This window comes from Microbacterium oxydans, assembly GCF_006540085.1.
Lineage (GTDB): Bacteria > Actinomycetota > Actinomycetes > Actinomycetales > Microbacteriaceae > Microbacterium > Microbacterium oxydans.
The window spans coordinates 42,958-62,950 of record NZ_BJOG01000011.1 but is presented as its reverse complement, the minus strand read 5'-3'; the positions used below and the strand labels follow the sequence as shown (position 1 = coordinate 62,950).

Annotated in this window: 26 protein-coding genes; 9 read left to right on the top strand and 17 right to left on the bottom strand. The window is 64.8% G+C overall.

Annotation, left to right across the window (positions count from 1 at the left end):
- Positions 1-137: 137 nt before the first annotated feature.
- From MOX01_RS19270 to MOX01_RS18895, 5 genes are all read right to left on the bottom strand, one after another.
- Positions 138-614 carry a hypothetical protein gene (locus MOX01_RS19270; RefSeq protein WP_174799805.1) on the bottom strand — a complete coding sequence of 159 codons (477 nt, stop codon included), beginning with the start codon at positions 612-614 and terminating at the stop codon, positions 138-140.
- A gap of 103 nt (positions 615-717) precedes the next feature.
- Complete coding sequence (locus tag MOX01_RS18910) at positions 718-2,067, bottom strand: dihydrolipoyl dehydrogenase family protein (RefSeq protein WP_141371163.1); 1,350 nt, start codon at positions 2,065-2,067, stop codon at positions 718-720.
- A 104-nt stretch (positions 2,068-2,171) separates the two neighbouring features.
- The gene (merB, locus tag MOX01_RS18905) at positions 2,172-2,831 is read right to left on the bottom strand and encodes an organomercurial lyase MerB (RefSeq protein ID WP_141371161.1); all 660 of its coding nucleotides are present in this window, start codon (positions 2,829-2,831) and stop codon (positions 2,172-2,174) included.
- Positions 2,832-2,866: 35 nt separating this feature from the next.
- Positions 2,867-4,309, bottom strand: coding sequence for a mercury(II) reductase (gene merA, locus MOX01_RS18900; RefSeq protein WP_141371159.1), 1,443 nt, complete (start codon positions 4,307-4,309; stop codon positions 2,867-2,869).
- A gap of 166 nt (positions 4,310-4,475) precedes the next feature.
- Positions 4,476-4,829: a heavy-metal-associated domain-containing protein gene (locus tag MOX01_RS18895; protein WP_151485331.1), complete on the bottom strand. Its 354-nt coding sequence runs from the start codon at positions 4,827-4,829 to the stop codon at positions 4,476-4,478.
- Between the two features lie 56 nt (positions 4,830-4,885).
- Here MOX01_RS18895 and MOX01_RS18890 point away from each other — a divergent pair, with 56 nt between their 5' ends.
- Positions 4,886-5,275 carry a heavy metal-responsive transcriptional regulator gene (locus MOX01_RS18890; protein WP_141371156.1) on the top strand — a complete coding sequence of 130 codons (390 nt, stop codon included), beginning with the start codon at positions 4,886-4,888 and terminating at the stop codon, positions 5,273-5,275.
- On the opposite strand, the gene MOX01_RS19550 is transcribed toward MOX01_RS18890, so the two are convergent.
- From MOX01_RS19550 to MOX01_RS18870, 5 genes are all read right to left on the bottom strand, one after another.
- Positions 5,266-5,478 carry a hypothetical protein gene (locus MOX01_RS19550; RefSeq protein ID WP_151485330.1) on the bottom strand — a complete coding sequence of 71 codons (213 nt, stop codon included), beginning with the start codon at positions 5,476-5,478 and terminating at the stop codon, positions 5,266-5,268. The genes MOX01_RS18890 and MOX01_RS19550 overlap by 10 nt on opposite strands.
- Before the next feature lie 652 nt (positions 5,479-6,130).
- A complete protein-coding gene (locus tag MOX01_RS18885) occupies positions 6,131-7,435 on the bottom strand; it encodes an IS256 family transposase (protein ID WP_211368789.1) in 1,305 nt (434 codons plus the stop codon).
- A 205-nt stretch (positions 7,436-7,640) separates the two neighbouring features.
- Complete coding sequence (locus tag MOX01_RS18880; protein WP_141371154.1) at positions 7,641-8,381, bottom strand: hypothetical protein; 741 nt, start codon at positions 8,379-8,381, stop codon at positions 7,641-7,643.
- Between the two features lie 13 nt (positions 8,382-8,394).
- Positions 8,395-9,072, bottom strand: a complete 678-nt coding sequence (locus MOX01_RS18875) for a hypothetical protein (RefSeq protein ID WP_141371152.1) — start codon at positions 9,070-9,072, stop codon at positions 8,395-8,397.
- On the bottom strand, positions 9,069-9,425 hold the full coding sequence (locus tag MOX01_RS18870; RefSeq protein ID WP_141371150.1) for a hypothetical protein: 357 nt from the start codon (positions 9,423-9,425) through the stop codon (positions 9,069-9,071). The genes MOX01_RS18875 and MOX01_RS18870 overlap by 4 nt, the downstream gene beginning before the upstream one ends.
- Before the next feature lie 119 nt (positions 9,426-9,544).
- Between MOX01_RS18870 and MOX01_RS18865 the strand changes: the two genes are divergently transcribed.
- The 3 genes from MOX01_RS18865 to MOX01_RS18855 are packed head-to-tail and all read left to right on the top strand — an operon-like array spanning position 9,545 to position 11,958.
- Entirely contained in the window at positions 9,545-11,128 is a 1,584-nt protein-coding gene (locus MOX01_RS18865; RefSeq protein WP_141371148.1) for a hypothetical protein, read from the top strand.
- A gap of 54 nt (positions 11,129-11,182) precedes the next feature.
- Positions 11,183-11,461 carry a hypothetical protein gene (locus MOX01_RS18860; RefSeq protein WP_141371146.1) on the top strand — a complete coding sequence of 93 codons (279 nt, stop codon included), beginning with the start codon at positions 11,183-11,185 and terminating at the stop codon, positions 11,459-11,461.
- Positions 11,458-11,958 carry a hypothetical protein gene (locus MOX01_RS18855; protein ID WP_141371144.1) on the top strand — a complete coding sequence of 167 codons (501 nt, stop codon included), beginning with the start codon at positions 11,458-11,460 and terminating at the stop codon, positions 11,956-11,958. Before MOX01_RS18860 ends, MOX01_RS18855 begins: the two co-directional genes overlap by 4 nt.
- Positions 11,959-12,019: 61 nt before the next feature.
- Here MOX01_RS18855 and MOX01_RS18850 read toward each other — a convergent pair whose 3' ends face one another.
- Together MOX01_RS18850 and MOX01_RS18845 are read right to left on the bottom strand one after the other, a co-directional pair.
- Complete coding sequence (locus MOX01_RS18850) at positions 12,020-13,300, bottom strand: Y-family DNA polymerase (protein ID WP_141371142.1); 1,281 nt, start codon at positions 13,298-13,300, stop codon at positions 12,020-12,022.
- Positions 13,297-13,737, bottom strand: coding sequence for a LexA family protein (locus MOX01_RS18845; protein ID WP_141371140.1), 441 nt, complete (start codon positions 13,735-13,737; stop codon positions 13,297-13,299). The genes MOX01_RS18850 and MOX01_RS18845 overlap by 4 nt, the downstream gene beginning before the upstream one ends.
- A 345-nt stretch (positions 13,738-14,082) precedes the next feature.
- Here MOX01_RS18845 and MOX01_RS18840 point away from each other — a divergent pair, with 345 nt between their 5' ends.
- Positions 14,083-14,877 carry an HNH endonuclease family protein gene (locus MOX01_RS18840; protein WP_176589904.1) on the top strand — a complete coding sequence of 265 codons (795 nt, stop codon included), beginning with the start codon at positions 14,083-14,085 and terminating at the stop codon, positions 14,875-14,877.
- 449 nt (positions 14,878-15,326) lie between these two features.
- Positions 15,327-15,980, top strand: a complete 654-nt coding sequence (locus MOX01_RS18835; RefSeq protein ID WP_141371138.1) for a hypothetical protein — start codon at positions 15,327-15,329, stop codon at positions 15,978-15,980.
- 23 nt (positions 15,981-16,003) lie between these two features.
- Here MOX01_RS18835 and MOX01_RS18830 read toward each other — a convergent pair whose 3' ends face one another.
- From MOX01_RS18830 to MOX01_RS18820, 3 genes are read right to left on the bottom strand one after another with little or no spacing between them, the layout of a single operon-like run.
- Complete coding sequence (locus tag MOX01_RS18830) at positions 16,004-16,912, bottom strand: hypothetical protein (RefSeq protein WP_141371136.1); 909 nt, start codon at positions 16,910-16,912, stop codon at positions 16,004-16,006.
- Positions 16,913-16,968: 56 nt separating this feature from the next.
- A complete protein-coding gene (locus MOX01_RS18825) occupies positions 16,969-17,454 on the bottom strand; it encodes a hypothetical protein (protein ID WP_141371134.1) in 486 nt (161 codons plus the stop codon).
- Between the two features lie 23 nt (positions 17,455-17,477).
- A complete protein-coding gene (locus MOX01_RS18820) occupies positions 17,478-17,813 on the bottom strand; it encodes a histone-like nucleoid-structuring protein Lsr2 (protein WP_141371132.1) in 336 nt (111 codons plus the stop codon).
- Positions 17,814-17,962: 149 nt separating this feature from the next.
- Between MOX01_RS18820 and MOX01_RS18815 the strand changes: the two genes are divergently transcribed.
- The 3 genes from MOX01_RS18815 (at position 17,963) to MOX01_RS18805 (ending at position 19,322) form a co-directional block, all read left to right on the top strand.
- Positions 17,963-18,502: a hypothetical protein gene (locus MOX01_RS18815; RefSeq protein ID WP_141371130.1), complete on the top strand. Its 540-nt coding sequence runs from the start codon at positions 17,963-17,965 to the stop codon at positions 18,500-18,502.
- Positions 18,492-18,725, top strand: a complete 234-nt coding sequence (locus MOX01_RS18810; RefSeq protein ID WP_141371128.1) for a hypothetical protein — start codon at positions 18,492-18,494, stop codon at positions 18,723-18,725. Before MOX01_RS18815 ends, MOX01_RS18810 begins: the two co-directional genes overlap by 11 nt.
- Before the next feature lie 120 nt (positions 18,726-18,845).
- Positions 18,846-19,322 carry a hypothetical protein gene (locus MOX01_RS18805; RefSeq protein WP_141371126.1) on the top strand — a complete coding sequence of 159 codons (477 nt, stop codon included), beginning with the start codon at positions 18,846-18,848 and terminating at the stop codon, positions 19,320-19,322.
- Between the two features lie 15 nt (positions 19,323-19,337).
- Here the strand turns inward: MOX01_RS18805 and MOX01_RS18800 are convergent, their stop codons facing one another.
- Entirely contained in the window at positions 19,338-19,646 is a 309-nt protein-coding gene (locus tag MOX01_RS18800; RefSeq protein WP_141371124.1) for a hypothetical protein, read from the bottom strand.
- Positions 19,647-19,648: 2 nt separating this feature from the next.
- The gene (locus MOX01_RS18795; RefSeq protein WP_141371122.1) at positions 19,649-19,969 is read right to left on the bottom strand and encodes a hypothetical protein; all 321 of its coding nucleotides are present in this window, start codon (positions 19,967-19,969) and stop codon (positions 19,649-19,651) included.
- Positions 19,970-19,993: the final 24 nt, after the last annotated feature.

The following is a 19,993-nucleotide window of genomic DNA, read 5'->3' as shown; positions in this document are numbered from 1 at the left end:
AGTCTGAGGTTGAGAGAAACTGCGATCAGAGTGCACGGGGACTAATGCCTCCGGCTGCCGGGGTTCGTGATGCGCGACATCTGCACCGCAGCATCCTGCTTCTTCCGGGTTTGATGCTCGCCGCGGCAATCGCCGCGCTACTTCTTGCGCTCGCCACCGGTGGCGGAGCAACCCCGCAAGCACTGGACGACCCCGGCCCAGTCATACGACGCCTCGAGCAGCCGCCGCAGGTCATCCGGATCGGAAGCATCCGCGCTGAGGTAGCGGGTGGTAGCCACAGTGTGCTGCACAGCCGGGCCGTCGGCGTCGGCGAAGGCTTCCTTCAGGGTCTGTTCTTGTTCCTGCGGTAGCCATTTCAAGGCCATGTGCATCCGCGCGCTGCCCGACGCTCCGAACCATTCCAGGGTCAGGACCGAGCTGGCCTGTCGGTAGTGACGGCGGCACGACAGCCGGGTTCCGGGGGACTCGACCGGGCCTACCCTCAGCCGGCCTCCCCGGAGGCGGTCAAGGATCGGAAATACCAACGCGGGAGCGTCAAAGCGCATCGGGCAGAAGAATTCGACGGCCCCGTCCGGCCCCACCAGAGCTGCCGAGCGCCCGTCACCAATCGGCACCAGTTCGCCAATTCAGGGAAGAACGACGCAGTGGCACGATCTTTGCTTGCTTCTTCTGCGGCGTTCATCTTGAACCCTCAAGCACGCGTTGTGACGGATCGGGTCAGACGTCGAGATCGTCGAGGGCCGCTTGGTACGCCTCGTTGTACGTCGGGAACTGGGCGACCTGGTCGCGCAGTGTGTGGATTGGGATCTTTGTGCGGATGGCAAGGGAAGCGTGGTGTATCCATTCGCCTGCCATCGGACCGACTGCCCACGCACCAACTAGCGTCTTACTGTCCGCGTCGGCCAGGAGGCCGAGGAAGCCGCGAGGGTCTTGTTCGTAGGTCCAGGGGCGGGCGATGGCGTTAGCGAGGTCAAGTTCTGTTCCGACCGTCGAGAGTCCTTGCTGGTCCGCCTGCTGTTTCGTAAGCCCCGCAGCGGCGATTTCCGGGTCACCGAATACGACGCGCGGGATGCCGTCGTAGGTCGCGGGTCGGGGGTTTCCGAGGATGGCGTCGGCGGCGATGCGGCCTTGGTATTTGGCGACGTGGGTGAAGGGCATGATGCCGGTGACGTCGCCGATCGCCCACACGTTCTCTGCGGCTTGGCAGTGTTCGTCCACCTGCACCTGGCCGTGCTCGCCCAGGCTGACGCCGACCGTTTCGAAACCGAGGTCTTTGCTGCGGGGCGTGCGGCCGGTGGCGAAGATGACAACGTCGACCGTGACGCGGCTGCCGTCATCCAGCTCAAGGACGCTTGCGTCGTTGTCGCGGTGGCCGCTGCGGGCGGTGGTACCGAGGCGGATGTCCACGCCCGCGTCCTTCAGGTGCTTCAGGGCGAGCTCTCCCACCCGGGGCTCCTCACGCTCCAGCAACCGATTTCCTCGCTGGATGAGGGTGACGGCGACCCCGAAACGGGACAGGAAGGTGGCAGTCTCCACGCCCACCGCGCTGCCGCCGATGATGGCAGCACGTTTCGGCAGAGTCTTGGCGGTGTACGTCTCTCGATTCGTCCAGGCGGTGATATCCGCGAGCCCGTCCAGCGGAGGGATGACTGCGTCAGAGCCGGTGGCGATGATGATGTGCTCTGCCGTCAGTTCGCGGTCCCCGGCTTGGATGCGCCCAGGTCCGGTGATCCTCGCTTCGGCTTTGATGACCAGGGCACCCTGGCCGGCATACCCGTCCACCTGCCCCTGATCGTCAAGATGGCGGATCATGTAGTCGCGGTAATCGCTGGTCGCCGACCAGTCCAGTTCAGCACCAGCCACACCGGCTGCCCGCTGAACCTCAGTGCGGGCTTCCGGCGGGCGCAGCACCGTCTTGGATGGGATACAGGCCCAATAGGCACACTCGCCGCCGATCAGTTCCCGCTCAATCACCGCAACTTTCCGGCCTGCCTTCAGTAGTCGGCTTGCAGCGACTTCTCCGCCGGGACCCATACCCAAAATGGCCACATCAACGTGTTCACTCATCACTGTCCGTCACTTTCCGCAGTCAGGTTTCGTTGTTCATAAAACGCTGCGCCCCGAAGGGCTACAGACCGACCGTCCTCGAGGGACGGTGCCGGGTGGTTGGTTCAGCAGCAGCTGTCATCCGCTAGCGGCAGCGGGGAAGAGCTACCTCGTCTCGCATCTTTTTCGAGCATCGTCTTTGCCATGGAAACGCCGAGCTGGTAGGCCTCGGCGACGGGCAGGATCTCGCCGCCCGGGTGGGCGTCAAGCCACGGTTTGGCGGCCTCGGCGGAGTCGAAGTAGTGGACCTGGTTGCAGAATGCGGAACGCACCGAGGTCATGTCCTCGGGGTTGACCAGGGACACGACGGCTGTCGAGGGGTTGACGGTGCTCACACCGTCTGGACCGACGCTCACCTGCACGGGGGTTCCGGTTCCCGGCGTCACCGATTCAACTCGTGCGGATGTTCCGAGCAGCGCGGGAAAGATCAGGGTGTCCAGTGCGCACCAGGTGTAGAGCTGCTCACCGTTGACTTCGAAGCGGTGCGGGGTGGGACGCAGTGTCAGTCCCTGCCCGATGATCCGTCCGTCTTCGTACTCGATGTCGGGGACGGCGGCGAGGGCTGAACGCACGGCTTCATCGCTTTTACCGATTGCGGCGGCGAGGGTGGGGATGTCGACGGGGTCGCCTTGGGCGAGCAGCCTCAGCAGCGGAAGCCACAGGGAGGCGTCTTGACCGGTCTCGGGCGAAGTCAGCCGTTCCGCAAGCGTGTTGTTGTCGTTCATTATGATGCTCCTTCTGGTGGTTGTGTAATCGGATGTCACGCGGCGCAGCAGGAGAGCTTGCTCACGTCGGTTCTGAAGGATTGGGCGGCGATTTTGATGCCCTCGGCCATTGTCAGGTAAGGGCTCCACAGGTTGGCCACCTGGTCTACCGTCATTCCCGCTTCGAGAATGTAGACACCAGCGGCGGCCAGGTCGCCGGCTTCCTTACCGACGGCGGTGATGCCGACGATCCGGCCGGTTGCGGCCTCGGCGACGATTTTGATGAATCCGCGGGTGTCTCGGTTTACGAGCGCCCTCGGGACGTATTCGAGGGGCAGGACTCGGCACTCGCAGCGGATGCCGGCTTCGTTGGCTTGTTTGTCGGTCATCCCCACAGCCGCCAGAGTTGGACTGGTGAACGTGACGCGAGGCAGGTGCCGGTAGTCAACCTCCCGTCCGGCGCTGTTGAACGCGTTTTCGACCATCAGGGACCCGTGCGACGCGGCCACATACACGAACTCCGGGTGTCCGGTCACGTCTCCGGCCGCCCAAATGCGGGGGTTGGAGCTGGTGAGCCGGTTATCGACCACCACCTCGCCGCGGTCTCCGAGCTGAACTCCCACCGCTGCCAGGTTCAGTCCCTCGGTGACGGGGCGCCGCCCGGTGGCAACCAACAGTTTGGCAGCCCGGAACTCTTCGTTGCCACCGGACACCGTGGCGGTGGCGACGACGTCGCCGCTGCTGCTGTCGGTTCGGACTGAGGCCACGGTTGCCCGGCGGACAACCCGGATACCCTCATCGGCGAACACTCCGGAGAGGGCTCGGGATGCTTCCGGCTCCTCCTGTGAGGCGAGCCGTGATCGGACCAGGAGAGTTACTTTGGATCCGAGGCGGGCGAAAAGCTGAGCCTGCTCCAAAGCCACATAGCCGCCGCCGAAGACGAGCAACGATTCGGGAACTTCATCCAGTTCCATCGCTGTGGTGGAGGTCAGGTAGTCCACACCGTCGAGGCCGTCGATGGCAGGCGCCCAGGGGGTGGATCCGGTGGCGATGAGGTAGTGAGCGGCTCGCACTGACGAGCGGCTTCCATCCTGGGCCGAGATCTCTAGAACCGGGTCGACGGCGGTGCCGTCGAAACGAGCTGTGCCCTGGCGAAGATCCCAGCCGTACTCACCGATCAGGTCGACGTACTTGTCAGAGCGCATCGTTTCCACCAGCGACCGCTTTCCACCGATTAACGCACCCATGTCCACCGGTTCCGCGACGGTCGAAATGCCGGGGAACCGCCCCGAGTCCACAGCAACGTGTCGGGCTTCCGCCGCGGCGAGGAGCGCCTTAGAGGGGACGCATCCGGTGTTCACGCAAGTCCCGCCGATGGTCGAGCGTTCGACCATCAGCACCCGTTTGCCTAAGTTCGTGGCCCGGATTGCGGCAGCGAAAGCCCCACCCCCGGAGCCGATCACGGCAAGGTCGTAGTCGGGTGTCGTTGTTTCAGGCATGGGACCTTCTGATAATCGTGTCGGAGACGCGGGCCAGTCAGTCCGCATCGGTTTCTTTCCTCTAGTCTTAACCTTTCCCTGCGGGGGAAGGTCAAGGGATTGCGTGCAACTGGTCGTTCCTACTATCTGAGTGAATGGCGGCGCTCTGGCTACTCTCAGGGCAGGGTCAGACCGGCCGAATGATTTCCACCGTCGTGAAACCGAGGTCTCGAATCGCGTCGGCGGCGTACTCGAGCTGGTTGGGTATTGCGGGGTTGAGAGTGACGGTTGCCGTTTCGCTGGACGGATCAACGCTGGCGGAAGCTATGCCCGGCCAGCTGATCAGCTCGTCATAGACAGCGTCGTCGGCTGCCAGAGCACAGCAGCCGCTGCCGAGCGGGAGCGCGCCGCTGAGGCCAGGCAAGAAGAAGACCGCCTGGCCCGGGAGAGGCCGAGGCAACCGTGCCGAGTCGATGGACATTCGGTGAACCTCCAGTTCAGTCGTGGCGAGCGACGCTCGGTGCGCCTCTTCCATAATCATGAACCTTCCACTAAGATGGAAGGTCAAGGGGATGTCTCAAGGGATGTGAATTTCGGATGCGAATCGGTGAAGCCGCCGCAGCGGCCGGTATGACGGCCAAGACGTTGAGGTTCTACGAAGACCGTGGGTTACTGCCTACTGCGGAGAGAGCGCCAAACGGTTACCGGGACTACTCGGAAGAGATGGTCACTCGGTTGGAGTTCATCCGCCGCGGTCGAACCGCCGGACTTGCCCTGGCTCAGATCCGTGAGATTCTGCAATTGAGAGACGCCGGCCGAGTGCCGTGCCAACACGTTCGGGAGTTGCTGGCCAAGGAACTCGCCGACTTGGACACTCAAATCGCTGAACTGACCGCCCTCCGGACAGCCGTAGCCGGCTTCCATAATGCCGCCGCCGTTGGCGACCCCGCCCAGTGCGACCCGGAACTCATCTGCAGCTACCTATAGCTCGATGCCGGAATGATGTCGGCGACCTTTACGATCGACAGCGCGTCCAGCCGCCGAAGGATATGGGTGATGGGTGCTCCGCGTGCCGAGGAAGGGCAGCTGAGCGACGAGAAGTGGGCGCGATCGCTCAAGACTTTGCCGATCGAATGGGCTTCAGCGAAGCGAGTGGCAAAGCTGCGCGCCGATGGGTTGCGGTTTGTCATTGTGTCTCCACCAATGGCAACGACCACCTGCACAGCGCGGTGTCCCTGGTGCGCGAGGACGGCACGAAACAGCGACTCATAACGACCTCAAGAGGTCGCAGCGGCTGTGCCTTGACCTTGAACGTGAGTACGGTTTGGAGCAGCTGGAGGGCCGCGAAACCGGACTGGGGAGCGCGCGTTAAATCCGCTGAGCGCGCCCGCCAGGAACGCACGGGAGCCGCGCCACTCGCACAGACCTTGGATCGTCAAAAGTTCTACTCCATCAATTGGCGGGTGGTCCCAACGGACAATCGAAGCATTCGGCAGCCGCGGACCGGGTGTAACGGATGAGCCGGCTCCCGAGCCGATGGAAGGTCGGTCCCATCGTTCTGGTAACCGGATCGACCTCGTTGGTCCTCATGATCTCCGGAGTGTCGGCTTGCAGCCGATGGCCCGCCATCGGCTGACACTCGCCAGTTGCGCGCAGCGGAGAGGATGTCAAGGACGGCCGCAGGTCGGATTCCGGAGGAATCTGCGGAGCACCCTTTACTTCCTCGTGAGCGCAGTGCAACCAGTTCCACCACAGAGCAGATCAAGGGCTCTGCGCACATAGAACTGGCCCTGAAGAGCCGGGTGGGGGGTCTGTCCGTTCCTTTGTGTACGGGGCTTCGGCTTAGTTGATTCCTAGGCGGTCGCCGTAGGTGATGGACAGGGTATTCAGGATAGCTTTCCAGCCGGCGATCTGCCCGGTCGGGTTCGTGCGATTCGGGCGCCGCTCGAGCACCGTCAGGTAGAGCACCTTCATCGCCGCCTGCTCGTTGGGGAAGTGCCCGCGGCGTCTCGTGGCCTGCCGGAACCTGGCATTGAGCGACTCAATCCCATTGGTCGTATAGATGAGGCGTCTGATCTCCGGCGGGAACTTCAGGAACGGCACGAACTCGCCCCACGCGTTCTCCCACATCTGGATCATCGCCGGATACAGGCTCCGCCATTGCTCGGCGAACTCCGCGAACCTCGCCTCGGCCGCTGCGACGGTCGGAGCGGTATAGACCTCGCGGAGCTGCCTGGTGATCTTGGACCAGTACTTCTTCGACGCGTATCGAAGTGAGTTCCGCACGAGATGCACGACACACTGCTGCACCGTTGCGAGGGGCCAGATCGCGGTGATCGCATCGGGGAGGCCTTTGAGTCCGTCGCAGCAGACGATGCAGACATCGGCGACACCACGGTTGCGCAGCTCCGTGAGCATGTTCATCCACTGCTTCGCACCCTCCCCGCCGGTCGGTCCCATCCACAACCCGAGAACGTCACGGTGACCCTCGAGATCGATGCCGACAGCGACGTAGACAGGCCGGTTGGCGACCTGCCCGTCGCGGACCTTGATCACGAGCGCGTCGATCAGAACCACGGGATAGACGACGTCCAGCGGACGGGCTTGCCATTCCTGCATGTCGCCGAGCACCTTGTCCGTCACGGTCGACACCAGATCACGAGAGACGTCTGATCCGTAGAGGTCAGAGAGGTGCTTAGCGATATCGCCGGTGGTCATGCCCTTCGCATACAGCGAGATCACCGCCTCGTCGAACCCCGCGATCCGGCGCTGATGCTTGGGCACCACCACCGGCGCGAACGTGCCCGCCCGGTCCCTCGGGACCTGGATCGTGAGATCGCCGATCTCGGTCCGCACCGTCTTCGGCGTGGATCCGTTCCGACTGTTCGGCGTCTGCTTCCCGACCCGGTCGCCCGGGTCGTAGCCGAGGTGCTCGGTCAGCTCCGCCTCCAACGCGGACTGCAGTACCTGCCGGGTCAGCCCCGTCAGCAGCCCGTCCGGGCCAGTCAGCTCGATCCCTTGACCACGAGCGGCGGCCACGAGTTGCTCCGCGACCGCGGTGATATTCGGCGGCGCAGGAAGGATCTCCCCGGTTCGCAGATCGACGGTCTCGGATTGCTCAGTTGGTGTCTTCAATTCAGTGCTCATGACGTGATTCATCTTCCCGTCCGACCGAAGCCGAACCGATCACGCCGAACCCCTCACACACAAACTTCCCGACAGACCCCCATGAGCACGGCGATCGCTGCTGCGGGGACGAGGAACACCCATCCCACGATGAAAAACGGTCCGCGGCACAGCGCCTGCCAGGCGCGCGCTGCAAGCAGGCCCCGGGAGGGGAAACGGACAGTCCTCATGACAGCTCCTCAGTGATGGGCGCCTCAGCGGCGTGGAAGGAATCAGCGATCTGGGTGGCGAGTTCCGATCGCCGATCCTGCATCCGGTCAAGGGCGATCTGCTGCTCGTCCAGCAGCTGCTGTTCCTCGGTGCTGAGGTGGTGGGCGCGATCCTTGGCGAGGGTCCCCCTAAGCTTCTCGGCTCGCGAGGCAACGCTGTCGTAGGTCACGAGCAGTCCGGCCGTCTCCCAGGCGAGTTCATCGGATACGCCGTCGAGAACAACCTTGAACTCGTCGATCCGTGGGGTGGGGCGAAGGGTGCTCAGCTCCGGATCGGTCAGCTTTGCGATCAGTGACTTCCTCTCACGCTCGATCGGGCTGACGATCAGCCACTGAAGACCATGAAGACAGAGGCCGAGCAGGGCGACAGAGATGACCTGCAAAAAGAGAGGATTCTCCCCGAGCTCCTGCAGGCTGTTGAACTCGTCGAGTTCTCCAGCGAACAGTGACGCAACGAACCGGATGAGTGCGATGAAGAGCCCTATGAAAATGGCACTCACAGCAAACAAAGCCGCGAGCCACTCCACGATCGTGAGCGGGATCGTAATCCACCTCAGCCGGCGACGGGTGCGGTTGAGGACGAGCAGCCGGTCGAGCGTCATGCGAGCTGCCACAGGAGCATCCGGATTGACCGCCCAGCCAACCCAGCGAGCATCCGCCCACCAGGCAAGGGTCTTGAACTCGAGGTCGAGATACATGTCGCCAGCCCTTTCAGAATCCGACCGGCTGCGGCCGGTGGTCGCCGGTCCGGAAATACCATCCGGACCCGATAGGACGGATCGGCAGCTCCGCCACCTGGTACAGCCCTGCCGAGAGTTGCGCCACGGGTACTGAACTCATTGGCCCAAGAACCACCTGACCGATGCCGTCCCGTTGTCCGATATGCGCGAAGCTCGGCGCCGCACCGGTCACGATGACGTGGATGCCGACGTTGCGGCCCAGCGCGAGGATGTCACCCAAGTACTCGCGGATCCGCGTACGCACCGTCGGATTCGGGCTCGGACGCTGAATCAGTGTGGAGTACTCGTCGACGACGAGAACGATCGGGTGCACCGCCGGCGGCTGCTCCCCGGTGTGCTGCTCCTCCTCGAGCTGCGCCAGACGTCGATTCAAGTCCCGCAGCATGCTCTCAATCAGCTCGAGTGCATCCTCCGGATGCCACGCGACCACGGGTGACTCAAAAAGGGCGGCAGTGCCGGGATGCCCGACGATGAGCCTCACCTCTGCTCCCCAGGTCGTGATGGCATGGGTGGCGATCTTTTGTGCAGCGGCCCGCGTCCCGCTACCCGACGGCCCCGAGATCTCGATGTGTGGCACGTCAGCGGGATTCCAGATGTCGACGAACGTCTCCGCAACTGTCACCGCCCGCATCTGGGTCTCCTCGCTCATGAACGACCAGCAATCTCTTCGCCCTCATCGATATAGAGGACGATGGGCGACAGGTCCTCGCGGAGATCAGGTGCGTGCTTCTCCAAAGAGGCGTAGCGCTCCGCCATCCGCTCGCGAACGGTGCCGATCATCTCGGCAAGCCTTCCGTCGCGGGTTACGTTGCAGCTGTCCAGCTGGATCACTTCACCACCAAGCTCGTCGACGAGCTGGAGCCACTCACCGTCAAGCCACTCACTGGCGTCGAGCGAGTGGGAGATCGTCTTCCCGCCGGGAGACGGAGAGATTGACATCCGCAGTCTCATCCCTGCGGCACCTCGAGGCACCCCGGGGATCACCTTTGAGTCGTTCTCCATTGCTGTTCCTTTCGTCGGTCGGTGTTACATGTCGTAGGTGCCCGGGAGCACGGAAATCGGACAGAAACTCAGATGTAAAAACTGCGAACATTTCAAGCATCGAAATGTTAGGGTGGCGCATGGCCTCTCTTCGGATCCCTCGCACCGCCCCAGACGACTACCTGCACAGCTTCCAGGTGAACGCCGCGGAAGCCGCCGCGATCCTCGGCCTCTCCGGGCCGCGGTTCCGACAGGTCGCCGGCACACGGGAAACTCCCGATCCGGTGCTTGGGGCGCCGCAGCTCAAGAAGGGCGTACGTGGCGGCCGCTGGCCTCTGCGCAAGGTGCTCGAGTACGGCATGCATCACGGGCGATCGATGAAGGTGCCACTCCCGCCGCTTCTCCCTCAGCCCGACGGTTCACCGCGATACCGCCCGTACGGCCAGCCTGAACAGGTGGTCAGCGTCATCGAGAGCGGGTCTCGCATCGAAGCATGGGCGCAGTTGTTCGAGTCGACATCCCATGCCCTCGGCGAAGACCTCCTCGTCCTCACACCGTTGTGGCCCACGAACACCTGGCACATCCGCACGGCGCTACCAGCGCTGTTCGAAGCCTTCGTGCAGGGCGCGGGCCTCCCGCGAGATACGACCTGCCCGCCTGCGATCGTGATCCCGGTCGTCGAGGAGCACAGCCAGCTCTGGCGCGTTCCCGTGATCCCGCCGACGTTCGCCGAGCCGGCGTATCACGCGCCCTACGAGGACGTTGCTCGCTGTTTGGGCTGGTCGGCAATGCCGGTATGGCCGAAGGGCACGAACTCCGCCAGTGCGGTCGCGGCATGGGCTCCGGGGCGCCCTGTATCGGTGAGCATCCCCGTGGCCTGGCAGGCACGGTGGAGCGCGGCCCAATATGCCCTCCGCATGACGAACCTCGCCGAGGATCCAGAGACCGCGGAGAGCTACCTCGGGGCATGGTGGAGCATCCTGAGCTCGATGCGCAGCGAGCGTCTCTTCACCCCGGAGCTGCCACCGTCCGCTGAATGGGCGGCTGAACTCGCACTGCCCGAGCTTCCCGATGGCCCCTCGCCGGCGGTTTCATTCATCCCTGCCGTCGACGACGTCGTCAGCACGCTTCACGCCCCCGGATATGTCGCCGACACCCTGCTGTCCTACTTCGGCGATTGGCGGTACTCCGGCCCGCACACGATTGACCTCGCGCACCTCCCCTCGCCGTGGGGCGAGCGGTTTGACGCCGCCCGCATTGCGGGCTCAGCCGCGACCGAGGAGCAGTTGCGCACCGCCCGGTTGCAGCGACTGCAGCGTGAGGCGATCGCGAACGCCGACGGGGCGTTTCCCGACGTGCGCCTGGTGGATCAGCACGTCTTCGCGTGGGCGCCGCAGCATCTCACTTGGCTGGGATGGAACGGGTACACGAGTGAGCACGTCGACGAGCTCCAGGAGGCGTGGCCGGCTGATCCGATCGAGGTTCTGCTCACCCGAGACAGCAAGACCAATCAGCCCGTCTGCTGGACGTCGACGGCAACCGGTCAGCTGAGTCCGCTGCCGAGTGAGCAGGCGCTCATGGGCCTGGTGCCGCTCACTCGGAAGGCTCTCGGTCTGGATCCAGTCTCGACTCCCCCGGCGCTCGAGCAGCTGCTCCGATCAACGTCGAGCACGCAGCCGCGCGTCCTCGCATGGCCTGACTTTCTCACGCTTCTGCGCGGCTGACCGTTCATCATGTTATGTAGCACAGAACTATAGGTTTTGTGCTACACTACTGATATGCCCATTGAGTTCACCGATTCCGCCGGAAAGCACGGCATTCCGGACGAGGATGCGCTCTATGTGATGCAGAACTCGATCTACACCAGCACCAACGTCAAGGCGGCGCCCAACGCCGCACCGAACCCTCGTCGGGTCTTCGTCGGCCCCCAGCACGCGGGCACGGAACGCCTCGTTGAAGTGCTCATCGAGGTCAAGAGCCCCGGTGTTTTCACGATTTACCACGCTATGCCGCTCGGGTCGTACTACCGCAAGCAGATGGAGGAGGAACAGCAGTGACTCTCACGAAGAAGGAACAGGAGCGATACGCGGCCCTGGCTGCGATCGAAGAGCAGCCAGACGGTGACCCCACCGGCGGGGAGAGCGCTCACGGAGCGGATGCCGCAGCGATCGGGCAGCAGATGCTCCTGGAGGCGCTGGGCAGCACGGAGGCGGTCCAGAAGGCCGTGGGCGGCCGTCCGCGCGTCGACGGACAGAAGGCCGGAGCTGGGCCCTCCCCAACACTCCGCGCACGCATCGGCGCCCTGCAACGCACGCGGTTCCTGAACGCCGCCCAGACTCTCGGAATCACGAACGACTCCGACGCACTACGCACCGCCGTGGAGGAGTTCACCTCCCGCCACGACCCCGCCACAGGGCGCTACGTGCTCGAGGTGGACTTCAGCAATAAGCCCGCCATCATGGAGCAGCTCCTCCAGCTCGCCAGGGCGAGAGGAACCGACCCGTCCGAGACCCTGAAGGATCTCCTCGCGAAGGATCTCCTCGAGAACGCCTGACGCCCTCCACCAAAGAGGCCGCCCTCCAATCGGGGCGGCCTCTTTCGCGTCAACGGCTCGATCAGCGGGCGTGCGCGATGATGAGCTCGTCCCAGTGGGTGGTGGCTCTCTTCGACAGCATCCCGCGCTGCATCTGCCAGCTAGGGCCTGGACGCATACCTCCCCAGCCCAATCCGAGGAGATCCTGACCGCCGGCTTTCTTCTGAACCTTGTCGATCAGGGTGGCGATCCCGGCCTCCTCGTGCGGGTGCCGGAACAGCTCGAGCGGTTGCACCACGTCCGCGGGCCGGAGATCCGTGAGCATGATGCCCGCTCGCGCCCACCTGACGCCCTCCTCGATCTGCGGCAGAAGGCGATGCGCTGCGCGCGTGAGCTCGACGGGATCAGCCGTTGGGAACGGCAGGCGGACCACCTGCGAGGGGAACCGAGTTTGCTCGGCCGAGTACGCCGTGCCCGCGAACGCCGTGAGGCTCTTCGCCACCTGGTTGTGCCGAACCAGCCTGCTCGAGGCCTGCTGCGCATAGATCGCCAAAGCCTGACGCATGCCCTCCTTCGTGGTGATCTTCTCCGCGAAGCTGCGGGAGACGATCAGCTGATCCTTCTTCCCCGTCCGATCTTCCTCCGCGACGATCGCCGGCACCCCTCGCAGCTCGAGCGCGGTTCGCATGAGCGTGACGTTGAAGGTCTTCCGGATGAGCACGGGATCCGCGGCCGCGAGCTCGGCGATCGTGGTGACCCCGATGCCAGCGAGCCGGCGCTCGAGCCTGGACGCAATCCCCCAGACTTCCGAGACCGGAAGGCGGGACATCAGCGCCTCTCTCCACTCCGGACGAGTCGCCGGCCACACGCACACGCCATCGAATGCCTCAACCTTCTTGGCACAGCGATTGCTCAGCTTGGCCAACGTGCGCGTGGGTGCGATTCCAACGCACACGGGCACCCCGACAAGCCGGCGCAGCGTGTCTTTGATCTCTCGCCCCAGAGCGGTCATCGCGTCCGGATCCTTCGCGATGCGCGGACTCACCTCGAAGAATGCCTCGTCGATCGAGTAGATCTGCAGATCGGGAGTGAACCGAGCGAGGATCTCCATGACCCGCCGACTCATATCGGCGTACAGGGTGTAGTTGCTGGACAACGCCCTCAGTTTCAGGCGGGCAGCATGCGGCCGCAGCTCGAACCACGGGCGCCCGAGATCCAGGCCCAGCGCTTTGGCCTCCTTGCTCGAGGCGACCACCATTCCGTCGTTGTTCGACAGCACTACCGCCGGCACCCCCTCGAGGGTCGGATCAAAGACGCGCTCCCAGCTCACGTACGCCGAGTTCACATCGCAATGTCCGATCACCGTCGTGGCCGATGGAATCGGAAGGACACCGTGACGACGCCCCAGATGACCAGTTCGGAAAGCTCGTCGACGACGACATCCGGCCACTCCGTGCTCTCCGCTCGCAACGCCCAGGTGCCTCGCTCGCGCACCAGGCGCTTGATCGTGAATTCGCCATCGAGGACCGCCACGACGACGTCGCCGGCGTGCGGCACTTTGGAGCGGTCGACGAGGACGACATCGCCATCGTCGATGCCCGCGAGGATCATCGACGTGCCCGCAACGCGGACCAGGAACGTCGCAGCCGGGTCCTCGACCAGCATCTCCGTGAGATCGATGGGATTTTGCTCGTAGTCCTGCGCCGGGCTGGGGAAACCGCACGCAACAGCATCAAGCATCTGCGCCAGCGGGACGGGGGTGAGCGGAGTTGCGACCGGGGACAGATATACGATAGTCATTGCTTCCGCCTCCTCCCTTTATAGAACGGGAATCCGATAAGTGTATGCCGGTGGCGCGACGTTCCCAACTCCTTCGTTGAGCCTGCGGGAGCGCTCGGTATCATTGTTCGAGGCGCCCAGCCCTTTGGACTTCCAGATGAACTCCGATGATTAGTGTGACCTGACGATCCACTACCGGCTGGGCGCCTTTTCTCTTGCATCGGCCTACTCCGATACCGTATATTTAGTGATGTCAGGTCACATAAAAGGAGATTTCGAGAACGGCCCCTCATCGCTCAGGATCGAGGTCGGCGTCCGATCTTTCCGCGCCCGCTCACCCATGGTGGGTGACGAACGGAGATCATCATGTCCCGCAGGAGAACCCGCAGCCTCGTTGCCCTCATCCCCATCGCAGTTATCGCCACCGTCGTGGCGTTCCTGCCGAACTGGGATAACTCGCCGGCGCCGCTGCCCGTCGTCCCCCAGTCGGCGCCGGCAATCGCCACCCCGACGCCGACATCGGCCGAGAGTGCAGCGCCCACCCCGACGGCGCCCACTACGCCCGCGAATGAGTTCACGGCTGCAGCTGCTGTCGCTGCAGCGCTACCTCTGGTGGACGTCGGCCAGGAGATCCCCCCGTACCGCCGGTCCTCGTTCGGGACGGCATGGACCGACATCGACGGGAACGGCTGCCGGCAACGCGACGACGTCCTCGCCCGCGACCTGGTCGACGTCGTTCTCGCTGAGAACAGCTGCACGGTGCTCTCCGGAGTGCTCGAGCACGACCCGTACACCGGGCAGCGCATCATCTTCCAGCATGACCGGATCGCCGAGCCCGGCAACCGAGGATCGCAGGGGGTGCAGACCGAGCACATCTTCAGCCTCTATGCAGCGTTCGTCGGCGGAGCGTGGGCCTGGACTCCAGAGCGGCGCCTCGAGTTCGCCAACACGCTGGAGAACCTCATCGCGGTCCAGGGCAGCGCCAATGAATCGAAGGGTGAGGACGGCCCGGCGAAGTGGCTGCCGCCGGTCGAGACCGGGTATCTGTGCACCTACGTGCTCAAGTACACGCAGATCGCCCAGACCTGGGGCCTGGCGGTCGACGTCGCTGATCGTGATGCTCTGGTGCACACCCTCACGGTCTGCGGCGACCCGTCATGAGCAGCGCAGATCTGCTTGAGGATTCCTTCCCGCACGGATCCGTCGACGGATATCGCGACGGATGCCGCGGGGCGCTGTGTCCCGCCGTGATCTCTTGCCGCGACGTGCACCGACGGTACTGCGGAGACTTTTCGTTCAAGAAGGCGATCGACGCCGGCGCCACGCTCGAGGAGATCCTGCAGCGCGATCGCGAGGCGCGCTCCCAAGCCCGCTCCCGCTCGCTCGCCCCCTCAGGGGCGCCCCAAGAAAAGCCGGCACCCGCGCCGCGCACCGCTTCCCCCACTCGGCAGCGGACACCGGGAACCCAGCCATCATCCGGGCCTGCCCGGACCTCTCAGAAGCGTGTCGCACGCCCCACCCCCACACCGCCGCGGAAGAGGCTGACCCCGCCGACCCGCCGAGCGGTACGGACACCCTCAGCTCCCGTTGTGCGCACGGAGCCTGCGTGGGTGGCGCAGCTGAAGGAGCTGCACGCGGCGTCGCGCACCGATCGGGAGATCGCCGAGGCGATGGGCATCGATCGGCCCGCTGCAGCTCGTCGACGTCGCAGCCTTGGCCTCCCTCTCAACCCGGCGCCCCGCAAGACGTCGGCGATGAAGTCGAACCGGCCGAAGAGATCAAAATGGGACGGCGTCGAGCTGCAGCCCTGCGGCACCTACGCCTCCTACGTGCGCGGGTGCCGATGCGAGCTGTGCGGTGAGGCACGGCGGACCTATCACCAGGAGTACGTCGCTCGGCGCAGAGCAGAAGGCATCCCCGCCGAGCATCACGGCACGGCGTACGGCTACCAGCTGGGGTGCCACGACCGGGACAGCTGCCCGTCCACGCCCGCCTGCTCCGATGCGTCGATCGCTGAGGAGCGGCGCCGCCGGCGGGAGGCGGGGATCCCCGCACAGCCGCCTCGCGTCGATGCCGCCCCCGTTCGCGAACACGTCCGCAACCTGATGAACAACGGACGAAGCGTCAAGGCAATCGCCGCTGACGCGGATGTCTCGCTGTCCGGGCTGAAGATGCTGCTCTACGGCCGCTCCGGTGCACGCAAGGGCGAGATGCCCACGAAGATCGATGTCACGAAGGCGACGAAGCTTCTCGCCCTCACCTGATCACTGACTACCGGCGGGGTTGCTCATGACGCCGCGGCGGGATCTTCATTGAGCCAATGCGCAGGGGCCTCTTCCGCCCAACTCTCGAGCGCGCTCGCATCGAGACCGTAGTAGCTGGCGATCGTGTGGGCGGTCTTGTAGAGGATCAGGCAGCCGAGGCGGACCTGGAAGTCGAGGACGTCGGGGTTTACCGGATACGACCAGGACGTCACCCCTTCGGACTCCTCGGCCACCGACTGTGATGCCAGCGACGTCACCGAGGGGTGCGATCGGTCGGACAGGACGTCGTAGACCCCGCTACCCTTGGTGAAGTTGAGCGAGACGAAGAGATCGATCGCTCGGCCAAGACCCAGCATGGTCTCCCCGCCGATCCGCCACTCAGCGATCTTCTCCGGGCCGTCGAGGGGTGTGTCCACGTCTGAGAACAGGCTTCCGATCCGTCGCAGCAGATTGTCTCGGTCCCGCTTGAGGGCCTTCGCCAACGGGGTGGAATGTTTGCTCGCGGTGTACTTGTCTCGCTGCAGCGCTGAGGCGTGCTCGAGCATCGCGCGTGCCACCCGGCGAGATGCAGCACCGCTTCCCTTGAGGGGCTGGAGCAGCCATGCCACTCTGCCCGCATGCTCGAGCTCCGCGCGCACCAGCGGCCAGACAGCCAACGGCACCAACGGCTCCGCGCGCAGCTGCGTCCCGACTGACTGCAGCAGCAGCGCGATCGCGTCCACCATGCGCCCTGACATGTACCCCGCGGCGTGCTCCTCGTTCGCCCCAGCTGCAGGAAGTTCTCGCTGAGCCTCTGTCGCGTCGAGGGCAGCTTGCGAGCCCGGGCGGGCGCCCGCCCCACCCTGCCGGGCGACAACGCGCCAGGCGTCGACGAGAGAGTCGCTCAGGTCAGCGAGCGCAATGGGATCGCGCTTCTCTTCTGCAGTAGCCATGTGCACCAGCCGTTCTGTTCGAGGACACCAGCCCCTCATTGTGGCCGAGAAGGGGCTCAGCGTTTCCGGTTCGCGAACGGCCACCGCCCATAGACGTCCGCGAACGCCGCCCGGTAGCGGATCTCGACGTCTTCCGCGGACTCGCCGGGCGTGAGCGCCCAGGCTGCGAGGAGTTCGTCCTGATCGGCCAGCTGCCAGATCGAGCGGCCTCCCTGATGGCTCGATCCCTTCCGGGCGTACTGGCCCAGACGCTTCCGCAGTCCGCCCACCTTTGCCTCCGCCTTGCCGATGTACACCACGGGAGTTCCCGGCACCCACCGCGCAGCAAGGTCATCCAGTGGGTAGGCCGAGCCCGCTCGAGCGCGCGTCAGCTCGAGCATGTCCGGCGGCGTGATTGCCGTGCGCAGCGCGACGTAGATCCCCGCCTCGCGAGGCACGCTCGCGCCGGCGAGATCTCCGAAGCGGACGAAGCCCTCGAAGCCGACCGCCGCGAGCGATACCCGGTCCCACGCTTCGGGCAACGCCAGCCCACCGTCGACCATCAGCAGCTCTCCGCGAGCGACATCTACGCCTTGCGCTTGTTCGCGAACGCGATCTTCACCTCGCGTGAGATCCGGCCCTTGTCCGCGACCTCGTAGCCGTTCTCTCGCGCCCACTTCCGGATCTCCTCGAGCTGGCCGGCCATGAACTTCGTCGGCTCAGAGTTGCGCTGCCCCCTCGGCGCACGTCGCCCGGCTTCAACGAAGGGAGCGAGCGCGGCCGTGAGCTCGTCGGCATGCGCAGCGCTCAGATCGATCTCGTAGTCACGGCCATCGAGCCCGAAGCGGATGGTCTCCCCCTCGTCTCCAAGTTCTGTGCCGTCGAGGTCGTCAATGAGCTGGTGAATGATCTGGCGCGCCATGCGGTCACGATATCCCAGCACGCATCACAAGCCCGGGATCCGCGCGGCCGGCAGATCTCCCCCCAACCATTACCCCAACTTGGTTGACAGTGTTGAATCTGACCCGTATATTTAGCGATGTCAGGTTACACATTTCATTGGAGGTTGAGATGGAAGTCATCATCGTCCCTACAGACACGATCGATCTGCTGATCACGGCAGCCATGCTCGGATTTCGCCCAGACGATTCCCGCGCATCGGCGCAGCCACGACAGATCCTCGAGCTGGCCGATCGCTACGGACAGAGCCTGGTCGACGAGAACCATGCCTCGGTCTCCGCGGCACGAGGAACCTCGTTCCCGGCGCCGCGATACGAGTGGACACCGGTCTTCGATCTGCTCTGGCGCGATGCCGGCGCAGATCTCGTCACTGACGAGCAAGCGCTCCAGCTCGAGCGCAGCCAGCTGCTCGTCGTCGAGAACTCCCGTGAACACGCCGGCTGGGAGGGGAGCCTCGCGGAACGGTTCATGGACCGCCTCGCCGCCGCGCTTTCGGGTCGACTCCGGGACTGGCCCCTCGAAGCCGATCCCGCCAACGTCGGGGTCATCGAGCATCGCGGTCTGAGCAGCATCGACGGCCGCTGGACCCGAGAGTCCTCGAACTCCCGTATCGCCGGCGCAACGAACGCCGGAGCCCGTGATGACCACTGAGATTCTTCGCAACGATCCGGATCTCGATGAGCTCGTCCGTCGATCGCAACGAGTCATGCGCACGCTGATCTTCCTGCTCGTCAGCGCGGGAGCGGTCACGTTCGCGTGGTTCGCCCGAGAGTGGCTGTGGCACTTCACCGTGCTGGCGCTCTTGACCTTGTCCACTCTGGTGCTGATGGCGATCGCGACCATGTCGGTCGTGGATGCCCTCCGGGACCACTGAACATGAAGAAGGCCCCGGAGGATGCAGCACCTCCGGGGCCAGGCGACATCGGGTGTCACGCCACGCTCATTGTCTCATATATGAAAGCTGCAGACCGGATTCAGCGATAGGAACCCCGCGATGAACACACCCTCCCTCTCCCTCGAGGAGATCGATGCGCTGCGCGCTCGGCTACGCGATATCGCTGCGCTTATCGCCCGACAGGAGGCCCGTCACGGGGAGCTTCGACAGCTGCAGCTGGACCAGATCGGGATCGCCCTTCACCATGGGGCCAACGTCAGCCAGGCGGCGCGCGAAAGCGGGCTGAGCCGCTATTGGCTCCTGCAGGCCGTTCCCCGGCTACCACAGTCACCGAATGTCGCACCCGATCCCGCAATACGGGATGGTGCGATTGCACGGATCCGCGAGATCCGCGCGGAGTTGGAGACGGTCATCGCGCCGGCACTCCTCGAGGGACGAGCCGATCGCGACAAGATCATCCGTGCGCTGGCGCCAGCGATGGGCCGGTCACGCCTCCCACAGCAGGACGTCGCTACGGACGCGGGCATCTCGTCGGAGTGGATCCGCCGACTCCTGAAAGAGCAGCCCAAAAGCTGAGGGGTCGCACCCCGCTCAGCCAAGTGCGAGTTCGAAGGCCGCGGCATCGACGTCGAGCGTGACCTGCCGTGCATTTTTGCGATAGATCCTGGCGGGGAGGACGGTCAGACGGTCGCCTTTGTGGATCAGCGTGCGGGCGAGTTCGGCGCGCGGGCCGTTCGCGTGCACGCTGTACCCCGGCCCGGCGGATGGCTCGAGGTGGAATGAGACGTGCGCGGTGTGGTCGGGCAGCGCCCAGGTGAACGTCGGGGGCGTTGTCACGACGCCGGCGATCGGGGCAAATGCCCCCTGCCCTTCGATCATCTCGACAGCGGTGGTAGTCATGATCAATCTCCTTCATCTTGTTGGCCGCCGGCACCTTCTGCGCCGTCGGAACGTTCTGAGCCTTCGCGATGCGCGAAGCGTGCGCGGGCATCGACGACTGCGCCAGCGGACGGTGCACAGCTCGAGCAGATGTCATCCTGATCGTCGAGCCACCAGCAGCCGCCCAGGCAGGCCAGCTCGTCGGTGCACCCGCAGACACGGCACGTCCTGATCAGCTCGAGGGTGACGTCGATGCCGAGCCGGTCGAGGTCCTCGGCCATTGCCGTCACTCGATCGAGGAGTTCCTGCGGGGCGTTGGAGGAGACGCCGATGTCGACGCTCACGGGCACTGCATCGGCGGCGCTCTG